This is a genomic window from Haladaptatus sp. (genome assembly GCF_049589095.1).
GTDB lineage: Archaea > Halobacteriota > Halobacteria > Halobacteriales > Haladaptataceae > Haladaptatus.
The window spans coordinates 1-10,941 of sequence record NZ_JBAWAC010000036.1; the positions used below are offsets into that span (position 1 = coordinate 1).

General features: G+C 61.0%; 6 protein-coding genes. 1 reads left to right on the plus strand and 5 read right to left on the minus strand.

The window, feature by feature from the left end; all coding sequences use genetic code 11:
• Positions 1-645: 645 nt before the first annotated feature.
• Positions 646-1,635, minus strand: a complete 990-nt coding sequence (locus tag WBV42_RS01205; protein WP_423984421.1) for an NAD-dependent epimerase/dehydratase family protein — start codon at positions 1,633-1,635, stop codon at positions 646-648.
• A 264-nt stretch (positions 1,636-1,899) separates the two neighbouring features.
• On the opposite strand from WBV42_RS01205, the gene WBV42_RS01210 reads away from it, so the two are divergent.
• A complete protein-coding gene (locus WBV42_RS01210) occupies positions 1,900-2,634 on the plus strand; it encodes a GNAT family N-acetyltransferase (RefSeq protein ID WP_423984422.1) in 735 nt (244 codons plus the stop codon).
• 18 nt (positions 2,635-2,652) lie between these two features.
• Here the strand turns inward: WBV42_RS01210 and gltB are convergent, their stop codons facing one another.
• The 4 genes from gltB to WBV42_RS01230 all read right to left on the minus strand — a co-directional run bounded on the left by gltB (position 2,653) and on the right by WBV42_RS01230 (position 10,926).
• Positions 2,653-7,155 carry a glutamate synthase large subunit gene (gltB, locus tag WBV42_RS01215; protein WP_423984423.1) on the minus strand — a complete coding sequence of 1,501 codons (4,503 nt, stop codon included), beginning with the start codon at positions 7,153-7,155 and terminating at the stop codon, positions 2,653-2,655.
• A 215-nt stretch (positions 7,156-7,370) separates the two neighbouring features.
• Complete coding sequence (locus WBV42_RS01220; protein WP_423984424.1) at positions 7,371-7,871, minus strand: Lrp/AsnC family transcriptional regulator; 501 nt, start codon at positions 7,869-7,871, stop codon at positions 7,371-7,373.
• 243 nt (positions 7,872-8,114) lie between these two features.
• Entirely contained in the window at positions 8,115-10,241 is a 2,127-nt protein-coding gene (gene ppk1 / locus WBV42_RS01225) for a polyphosphate kinase 1 (RefSeq protein WP_423984425.1), read from the minus strand.
• Positions 10,242-10,266: 25 nt separating this feature from the next.
• Positions 10,267-10,926, minus strand: coding sequence for a metallophosphoesterase family protein (locus WBV42_RS01230; protein ID WP_423984426.1), 660 nt, complete (start codon positions 10,924-10,926; stop codon positions 10,267-10,269).
• Between the last annotated feature and the right edge of the window lie 15 nt (positions 10,927-10,941).

Consider the following 10,941-nt stretch of genomic DNA (forward strand, 5'->3'; position numbering starts at 1 on the left):
GCGAGCGACCGCGAGCGTGGCGGGGGCTTTCGAGGTCCGCTTCTCAGTAGCTGAAATAACAGGGAAACGGCTCTGTTGAAATAGTCAGATAGTTACAATTTACTGGGTCGTGCTGAATACGGAGCGCGTATCTCTCGGGGTGGCTCAATCTGTGGTAATCAAACGGAAAATCTTTAGAATGAGTATCACTCGAAACGAGCATGGATTCTGACTACTTTGAATTCACAAATTCACCTGACCAAACAGGCGTTGCTATCGGTGTTCTCCTCGGTATTTTTCAGAGATTCATTTACCCGGTCGGATTCCCAACAGCTACGTTCCTCATCGTCGGAATAGTCCTTGTTCAGTTCGGAGAGCGGTCTTGGCCCGACATCGGTCGCGCGTTTGTTTTTCTCAGTATCTCAACCGCTATCGTTTCACTGATACTCAGACTCATCTTCGGAGGGCCGTGGTTCTAAAAGGAAATTAGCGACTGTTGTGATAGCCATACTTTGTATTCAAAAATTCGCTATTGACCAATTCATGACTAACAATCGCAGTTCAACAGACATCCTCTATATCCAACACGCTATCTCTGTCACGCTCTGAATGGTTCGACAGAGCCAGAGAAACCAAAATCAAACCTACCGTATACCCATCGTCTGTTCAGATCGTATCCAGCACGCCCAAAACGCGCTCTTCGTTCTCGCGCCCCGGATCGTACTCTTCCCCATCACGCTCACTTTCCAAGTGCTCCACCACGGTGCGCTCCATGGCCACATCGAGCGGCGTGGATTCCCAACCGAGCGCTTCCAGTTTGTTCGTGTCGAGGACGTGCGGGTAGTCGCGGTAGAGGATGTAGTCGTCGGTGGAGAGGTCCGCCGTCGAGAGTTCGCGGTCGCTGGCGTGGACGAGTTCCACCTCGGTATCGAGCGCGTCGGCGATGAGCGAGAGCATTTCGTCCATGGTGACCAACCGGTGGTCGCCGACGTTGTAGGCCTCGCCGGGTTCGCCCTCCTCCGCGACGATGCGGAGCGCGCTGGCCACGTCCTCCGCGTAGGCGCGGTGCCAGAGGTTCCCCCCGTCGCCGGGGACGACGAGGCGGTCGTGCTCGTTCACGCGGTCGATCCAGAAATCCAGGCGCTCGGTGTAGTCGTAGGGGCCGTAGACGATGCACGGCCGGACGCTCATCGCGTTGACGCCGCGCTCTGCGGCCTCGAAGATGGCCCGGTCGCCTTCGGCTTTCCGCGGGCCGTAGGTCTCTCCGGAGTCGTCCGTGGCCTGTTCGGCCGTGCAGTCACACAGTTCGGTGTCGTTCTCGCGCTTCGGAATCACTTCTTTGCCGTAGGCGCTCCCGCTGGAGATGTAGACGTACCCATCGACATCAGCGAAGATTCCCGTCGCCGACCGCACCTCGCGGGGTTTGTACGCCACGCAGTCGATGACGATGTCGGGGTCCACCTCGTCGCGCGCCGCTTCGAGCGCGCTGTCGTTCGTCCGGTCGCCCTCGAAGTGACTCACGCCCGCTGTCTCCGAAAACGGGTTGTCGTGGTTGCCGCGATTGAAGATCGTCACGGCGTAATCGTTGTCGAGCAGGTCGGTGACGAGGTGACGACCGATGAATCGCGTCCCCCCGATGACGAGTGCTGTGTCCATGCCGGTCCGATTGCGTGGCGGGCGGAAAACGATACCGAAGGCGGAGAAGTGGGTGTGGGCGGATCGAACGGACCACCGACGGTGGCGACACCGTAAAACTGGACGGTTGGCAGGGAAGGGAGTGGTATCCAGGGAAGAATTTTCATATCGAGCAACTATCGGCGATGAGACGGGCCATCAAGAGATAATCTCGCCCCAGAACGATGGATGTGTAACCGATGCGGCCGGTAGAATGTTTATTGTTCATGCCGGAGTAGGCCAAGTATGCAAGTGCGCGAAGCGCGAACCGAGGACATCGCTGGAATTCAAGACGTCGCAGAGAAGTCGTTGACTGCCTCGTACTCGCACTTTTTGGACGATGAGGTGATCGAACACGCCATCGAGGAGTGGTACGACGACGAGAACCTGGAAGGCGAGTTCCAGAGCAGGGGCACGCTGTACCTCGTCGCGCTCGACGGCGGCGACGTGGTCGGGTTCACCCAGAGCGAGATACTGTCCGACATGCCGGACGGGAACATCCTTTGGCTACACGTCGACCCGGACCGACGCGGTGAGGGTATCGGCACCAAGCTTCTCGGCCAGACGAAGGAGAAACTCGAAGACAAGGGCGTCGAAACCCTCTCCGGTCTCGTCCTTGCCGACAACGAGGACGGCAACGAGTTCTACCGCGAACACGATTTCACCAAGGTCGGCGAGCGCACGGCCGAAATCGGCGAGGCGACCTACACCGAAAACGTCTACGCGGAGAGCGACGAGCCGATACTCGAAGCCCGCGAGTTCGACGGTGAAACCCGATACATCAACCACTCCGAGAGCAGTCGCGGCTCGAAAGCGCCGTTCTTCGCCGTGTTCAACGACGAGGACTACGAGGAGCGCTACGGCTACTACTGTTCGAACTGCGAGACGCTCGACAACGCGATGGACAGCATGGAGCGCATCGAATGTAACGAGTGTGGCAACAAACGAAAGGCGGCGCGGTGGGACGCGGCCTACCTCTAAAAAGTCGAACTCCCTTTTTTAGTCGTCAGACGGGACGCGAAACCCCGAGGATCGACGGGCCGCAGGTACCGGACGAGGTGGCGACGTGCGAACGTCTTCCTTCCCTTCCTCGATGGCCTGCCGGTACGCGTCGGGCATGACTTTCACGAACGAGACGGAGTCCCACTCGTCCAACAGCGACAGCGCCGTTTCGCTCCCGGTCGCGGCGGCATGGTTCTCGACCAGTCGCCGAACGACCTGTTCGTCGCGCTCGTCCAAGTCCGACGAGAGCGTCACGGTCTCGTCGTTGACGCGCTCCCGGAACGCATCGTTTTCGCCGTCGTCCAGCACGTAAGCCACGCCACCGGTCATCCCGGCGGCGAAGTTCTCGCCCGTCTCGCCGAGGACGACGGCGACGCCGCCAGTCATGTACTCACAACCGTGGTCGCCGACGCCCTCGACGACAGCCTTCGCGCCACTGTTCCGAACGGCGAAGCGCTCGCCCGCGACGCCGTTGACGTACAGTTCGCCCTCGGTTGCGCCGTACAGCGCGACGTTGCCGATCACGATGTCGCTCGCGTCGTACGTGGCTTCCGTCGGCGTATCGACCACGAGTCGTCCGCCGGAGAGACCTTTCCCGACGTAGTCGTTGGCCGCGCCCGTCAGGAACAGGTCGAGACCGGACTGGGCGAACGCGCCGAAGCTCTGGCCCGCGTAGCCGTCGAAGTGGCAGGTGACGGACCCGTCCGGTAGCCCCGCCTCGCCGTGGACCGCCGAGATTCGACCCGAGAGCATCGCGCCGATGGACCGGTCTTGGTTCGAAATCGTGCGTTCGAGTTCGACCGATTCGCCGTCCTCGATGGCCGGTCGCGCCGCATCGAGCAGGTCGTGGTCGATGTGGTCGTCCAACTCGTGATCCTGTTCCTGCGTTTTGGTACGACCGTCGCCCGTCGGTTCGGCGAGAACACGCGAGAGGTCGAGACTGCGCGCCTTCGGGTGGTCGGTCTCGCGCTGGCGGAGCAGTTCGACGCGTCCAACCATCTCCTCGATGGTCTCGAAGCCGAGTTCGGCCATGATCTCCCGGAGTTCCTCGGCGATGAAGACCATGTAGTTGATGACGTGGTCGGGTTCGCCGGGGAACCGCGCCCGGAGGTCCTCGTCCTGCGTGGCGATACCGACCGGACAGGTGTTCTCGTGGCAGTTACGCGCCATCACACAGCCGCTGGTGACCAGGCTCGCCGTCCCGAACGCGTACTCCTCCGCGCCGAGGAGGGCCGCGACGGCCACGTCGCGCCCGGTTTTCAAGCCGCCGTCGACGCTGACGCGGATGCGCGAGCGAAGGCCGGTCTGTCGAAGCATCTGGTTCGCCTCGGCGAGGCCGAGTTCCCACGGCAGGCCCGCGTTCTTGATTGACGTGCGCGGACTCGCGCCGGTACCGCCGGAATGCCCCGAGATGTGGACCACGTCGGCCTTGGCCTTCGCGACACCGGCCGCGACGGTGCCGACGCCCGCCTCCGAGACGAGCTTCACGTTGACCTCCGACCCGTCGCTTCCCGCCTTCAGGTCGTAGATGAGCTGTTTCAGGTCTTCGATGCTGTAGATGTCGTGCTGTGGCGGCGGCGAGATGAGGCCAACGCCCGGCGTCGCGTGGCGGACGTGAGCGATCATCTCGTTCACCTTCTTTCCGGGGAGGTGGCCGCCTTCGCCGGGCTTCGACCCTTGAGCCATCTTGATCTGCACTTCATCGGCCGATTGCAGGTACCGACTCGTGACGCCGAACCGCGCGCTCGCGACTTGTTTTACCGAACACTCGCGCTCGGTGTCGAACCGCTCCGGCGGTTCGCCGCCCTCGCCGGTGTTGGACTTGCCGCCGATTCGGTGCATCGCGATGGCGTTGTTCTCGTGCATCTCGGGCGAGAGCGATCCGAGGCTCATCGCCGCCGTCGAGAAGCGGGTGACGATGTCCTCGACGGGTTCGACCTCCTCGACCGGAATCGGTTCGCGCGCTTCGGTATCGAATTCGAGCAATCCGCGGAGCGTCTGGAGCGTTCCCTGTTGGTCGTTTATGCCTTCGGCGAACGTCTCGTACTCCTCGACGTCGTTCTTCCGAACGGCGCGCTGGAGCGCACCGACGGATTTCGGGTTCCACTGGTGGTGGATTCCGTTCGAGCGGTGTTCGTACTCGCCCTTCCGTGCAACCTCGGGGTCGTCGAACGCCGCCTCGTGGCGTTCGCGCACGTCGTCCTCTATCTCCTCGACGCCGATGCCTTCGGTGCGGTTCTCCGTCCCGGCGAAGTACTCCTCGACGAACTCGCCGTTCAGGCCGACCGCCTCGAAGATTTGGGCACCGCGGTAGCTCTCGACCGTCGAGATTCCCATCTTCGCCATCGTCTTCAGCAGGCCCTTCTCCAGCGCCGTGACGTACTTGTCGATGGCTTCGTCCTCGTCAGCGCCGTCCGGCCCGGCCACCAGATCAGAGATGGTCCGGTAGGCGAGGTACGGGTTCACCGCACCCGCGCCGTAGCCGATGAGCGTGGAGAGGTGGTGAACCGTTCTCGGATCGCCTGACTCCACGACGAGGCCGGTTCTGGTTCGCAGTCCCTCGCGCACGAGGTGATGGTGGACCGCGCTCGTGGCGAGCAGGGAGGGAATCGGAACCCTGTCGGCCGTCGTCGCCTTGTCCGAGAGCACGACGATTTCGGCACCCGATTCGACCGCGTCCTTCGCATCCTTGCGCACCCGTGCGACCGCCGTTTCGAGGTCGCCATCGGCGTCGAAGGTGATGTCCACGACTTCGGTCGGGAAGTCCGTCCCTTTCACGCTCGCCAGTTCCTCGTCGGTCAGCACGGGCGAATCGAGGACGAGTTGCCGGGCGTGGGCGGGCGACTCGTCGAGGAGGTTTCGCTGGCGACCGAGACGGGTTTCGAGGCTCGTCACCAGTTCCTCGCGGATGTAGTCGATAGGCGGGTTCGTCACCTGTGCGAACAGCTGTTTGAAGTACGAGAACAGCGGCCGGTCGAAGTCCGACAGGACGGACAGCGGCGTGTCGTCACCCATCGACCCCACCGGGTCCTTGCCCCCTCGGGCCATCGGTTCGAGGAGTTCGCTCAGTTCGTCGTGGGTGTACCCCCAGACGGCTTGCCGGGCGCGGAGCGGGGAGGAGTCACCCGAATCGATATCCTCGTCGAGGAAGTCCTCCAGATCCTCGGAGCCATCCCAGTCCGAATCCACTTCCTCGTCCAGTCGAACTTGCTCCTCGGCGACCCACTCGGCGTACTTCTCGCCGGTCAGGTCGTCGAACACGTCCTCGTCCGAGACGAGACCGCCCTGCTCGGGGTCTGCGAGGAATAGCTGCCCCGGCTTGAGGCGACCTCGCTCGACGACTTCGTCCGGTCCGAGGTCGAGCGCTCCGGCCTCGCTGGCCATCACGAGTCGGTTGTCGGTCGTCACGTCGTAGCGGCACGGGCGCAGGCCGTTCCGGTCGAGCACGGCACCGACGCGGTCGCCGTCCGTCGCGGCGACGAGCGCCGGGCCGTCCCACGGTTCGATGAGGGAGGCGTGAAAGTCGTACCACGCGTTCCGGTCGCCGTCGGTTCTGCCGCGCCACGCTTCGGGCACCAACATTCGGAGGGCGTGGGGAAGCTCCCGTCCGTCCTGCATGAGGAGTTCGAGGACGTTGTCCACGACCGCCGTGTCGCTCTGATCGAGCGTCGTCACCGGCGTGACTCGGTCGATGTCGTCGCCGAGTACGTCGCTTTTGAGGTCCGTCTCGCGCGCCGCCATCCAGTTGCCGTTCCCCTGAATCGTGTTGATCTCGCCGTTGTGGATGACGCGGCGGTAGGGGTGGGCGAGTCGCCACGCACCGAGCGTGTTCGTCGAAAACCGTGCGTGAACCAGGGTGAGGGACGATTCGAACAGTTCGTTACGAAGGTCGGGGAAGTAACCGCCGAGTTGGTCGCCCTTGAGCAGCCCCTTGTACACGAGCGTCTTCCGGTCGAGCGAGCAGACGTAGAACTCCTCCGCGTCCTCGCGCGCCGCGACGGTGTTCTCCAGTGCGCGCCGGGCGACGTACAGCGTCCGGTCGAATTCCTCGACGTCCATCTCCGCGCCCGGTGCGACGAAACACTGTTCGATGACGGGTTCCGAGTCGAGCGCCGTCTTTCCCAAATCCCCGTTCTCCGTCGGCACCGTTCGCCAGTCGAAGACGGTCACGCCCTCCGCCTGGAGCACGTCCTCGACGGTTTCTTTCAGTTCGGCACGGAGTTCGTCGTCCTGCGGAAGGAACAACTGGCCGACGGCGTACGTCTCCGGCAGATCGGTGCCGAGTTCGACCGCGAAGAAGGCGTCCGGTCGTTGGACGAGGATTCCGGCACCGTCCCCGGTGTTCGATTCTGCGCCCGTCGTGCCGCGATGTTCGAGGTTGGCGAGTAGCGACAGGCCGTCGGTTACGATCTCGTGGCTGGCGTGGGCGTCGAGGTCCATTACGACACCAACACCGCAGTTCGACCGCTGGTCGGTCGGATCGGCGAGGAAGTCAGTCATATGCGAGCGCATGACAAACACACATAAGAGGTTTCTCCTGAAGGGGAAAGGGTGTGCTATTGTCAATATGTGTTCCTTATATATTGGACGAACGTGTGATAGAAAGGAAAGAAACTGAAACTAATAGGAATATTGTGGCGAAAGAGAGGATAAATCTCTCCATATGCGTGCTGTCTCTACAAATAGTCAATGCTGTTCTTTTCGTTCTTTTCGTTCTATTCGCTCTCGATGAGCGCCATCAAATCCTCATCGTCGTAGTTGACGAGGAGTCTCGATTCGTCTTTGAAGGTTTGAAGCGCGATCTGTGTCGAGGAATGTTCGACCCCATCGGTGTGGATGATGTCGTCGATATACTCCTGTAGGTGGTCGTGGTCACGCAGGTGAGCGATGACGGTGAACGACTTCTCCCCGAGCATGAAATACACTGTTTGAACGCCGGAGATGTCCGTGAGACTCTCGCCGATCTCGTCGTATCCGGGGCCGTACTCGCTTTTGATTTCGCTGATGACGGTGAGTTCCAGACCGAGCTCCCGCGCGTCGAGTTTCGAGACGGTTCCCGCGAGGATTCCCTGTTTTCGATACTTGTCTAGCCGATAGTACACGGTAGAGGTACTGATATCGAGTTCATCGCTCACTTCGTCGACGTCGATATCCCCCTCTCTGTCGAGCCATTGAAGGATTTTAAAGTCTTTTTCGTCTAGATTGACTTCGGCCATATCTAACCGATTGTAGCCGGGTTTCTAAAACTTTGCTAACGATTCCTACGTTGGTTGAATGGTGATCCTACGGATTTCAACATATGATATTTAATATTATTATCACAAAATACGTAACTTTTCGTATATTACCCGCTTCCCCACCGTCATCTACCTCTCTTTTATATCATATTGTATAAATAACTTTGTGAATATTTGCAGTGAAGGGAAACGTGTTCGGCAACCGATGGACGTTCGGGGAGGCTACGAATCGTTCGTCCTATTCGCCCGTCGCATCAGAATCTCGTGTGTGTCCACCGTCGGTTCGTCCTCGCCTGGTCGCCGTTGGTGATAGCCCCCATCGGATTCCATCTCCCAACAGCGTCGATTGTCGGCGAGCATGGATTCCAGGATGGTCGAGAGTTCCTCCCGAAGCGTCGAACCCCGCACCGGCGCGATGGTTTCGACTCGATTGTCGAGGTTTCTGGTCATCCAGTCGGCCGAACCGATGTAGTAGTCCGGGTCGCCGTCGTTACCGAAGTAGAAGATCCGGGAGTGTTCCAGAAACCGACCGACGACGCTGTAGACGTCGACCGTCTCACTCAGTCCGTCCACGCCGGGTCGAAGCCGACAGATGTCCCGGACGATGAGGTCGATATCGACGCCGTCCATCGCCGCACGGTACAACTCCTCGACGATTTTCGGATCTTCGAGCGAATTCATCTTGGCGACGATTCGACCGTCCTCGCCCTCGCGGGCCAGTGCCGCCTCGTTTCGAATCGCCTCCGTAAACCGCTCGCGCATGTTCCCCGGCGCGATGAGCAGTTTTCGGTACTCCTCGTGGTGAGTATGGCCGGTGAAGAAGTTGAACAGGGCGCTCAGGTCCTGCCCGATCTTTCGGTCGGCGGTCAACAATCCGAGGTCGGTGTACGTCTTCGCCGTCTCCGAGTGGTAGTTCCCGGTTGCGATGTGCGAGTACAACCGGACGCCGTCTTCCTCCTCGCGGACGACGAGTGCGGTCTTGCTGTGTGTCTTGTAGCCGATGGTCCCGTAAGCGACGTGAATCCCCTCCTCCTCCAGTTTCTTCCCCCACTCGATGTTGTTCTCCTCGTCGAATCGAGCCTTGAGTTCGACCATCACCGCCACCTGCTTGCCGTTTCTCGCCGCCTCGATGAGGCTCTGGACCACCTTCGAATCGCTCGCGGTTCGGTAGATGGAGAGTTTGATGGCGAGCACGTCGGGGTCGGTCGCGGCCTGACTCAGGAACTTCTGGACGGTGTCCTCGAAGGAGTGGTACGGATGGTGGACGAGCACGTCGTTTCGCCGAATCTCTTCGAAGACGTCCACTCGTTCGTCGGGCACGCCGCTGGTGAGTCGTGGATGTGGTTGTGGCGTCCACGCCGCGGTCTTCAACTCGGGCCTGTCGAGGTCGGTCAGATCCATGAAATCGCGGAAATCCAGCGGTCCCGGTAGTTCGAAGACCTCGCGCTCGTCCACGTCCAACTGTTCCATCAGGAGGTCCCGAACCGCGTCGGGCATCCCCTCCTCGATTTCGAGACGGACGACGGTGGCGAACCGTCGTTCCCGCAGTACCGTCTCTATCATGTCGATGAGGTCCTCGGCGACCTCCTCGTCCTTCCCGACCTCCGCGTTTCGGGTGACGCGGAACGTCGAATGGTCGATGATTTCGGTGCTCGGAAACAGCAGGTCGAGGTTCGACCTGATGACGTCTTCCAGCAGGACGAACCGCGTTTCGTCCCCGATCCGCACTAGGCGCGGCCGGTTTCGCGGAATCTTCACGCGCGAAAACGTCGACTCCGAGTCCCCGTCCCGGCGGGTCAACACCGCGAGCGAGAGGCTCAAGTTGGAGATGAACGGAAACGGGTGGACCGGGTCGAACGTCAGCGGCGTGAGCGTCGGGAGCACCGACTGCTCGAAGTACTCCCGAAGGTCGTCGCGTTCCGCCGACGAAAGCGAATCGTAGGCGACGATGTCGATTCCCGCCGCCGCGAGTTCGTCGTGAATCACGTCCCGGTAACAGGCCGACTGGCGACGAAACATGTCGTGTGTCACATCGAGAATCTCGTCTATCTGCTCCTCCGGCGTCCGGCCGTCGGGCGATAGCTCGGTGACGTCCGCCGCCATCTGCTGTTTCAGGCCGCCGACCCGCTTGCGGAAGAACTCGTCCATGTTCGTCGTGAAGATGGCGAGAAACTTCACGCGCTCCAGCAGCGGATTGCGCTCGTCTATCGCTTCGTGGAGCACTCGCTTCTGGAATTCGAGTTGACTCAACTCTCGGTTGAGGTAGTATTGCGGGTCACTGAGATCGATATCCGCGTTTTCAGCTCCCGATTCGTCGTCGCCGTCATCCGGTAACTCGTGTTGTGACATGACTACTCGCGGAGGGCGGGTCGATTTATTGGGACCGAGGAGTGACGATGGAGTCGTCGCTTCTGTCCGCGTCCGTTCGCAACGACTCCTGTGTGACGAACTCGTCGCGGCGATAATCGTACGCGGTGAGTTCGCCGCCGTAGACGCACCCCGTATCGAGACCGACGGCCCATTCGCGTTCGACCGGCCGTTCGAGCACGGTATGACCGAAGAACACCCGTCGCGGGCCGTCGTATCGCTCGAACCAGAACGGCCGGTCGTAGCTCCCGTCTGGGTCCATCGAACGCGTCGTTTCGAGGTCGTCCACGGAGTGCTCCGAAAGCGGCTTTCGCGGGTCCACCCCGCCGTGTACGACGAGCGCGTCTTCCCACGATATCGCCGCCGGGAACTCCCGGACGGACTCGATTTCGTTCTCGCCGAACTCGTCCAGTTCGACGTCCCCGTCGAGGAGTTTCTGCTCGTTGTTACCCCGAATCGACCGGAAGTTGTCGTGCTCCCGCACCAACTCGACGACGCCGAGACTGTCCGGTCCTTTACGAATCAAGTCGCCGACGAACACCACGAGGTCGTCGTCGGTCGGCGACAGTTCTTCGAGAAGCGATTCGAGTTCCGGCAGACAGCCGTGAACATCGCCGACGACGTAGATATCCTCCCACTCGTCGGCGTCGATTCGCTCGTGTGCCACCCCATCGTCGAATGT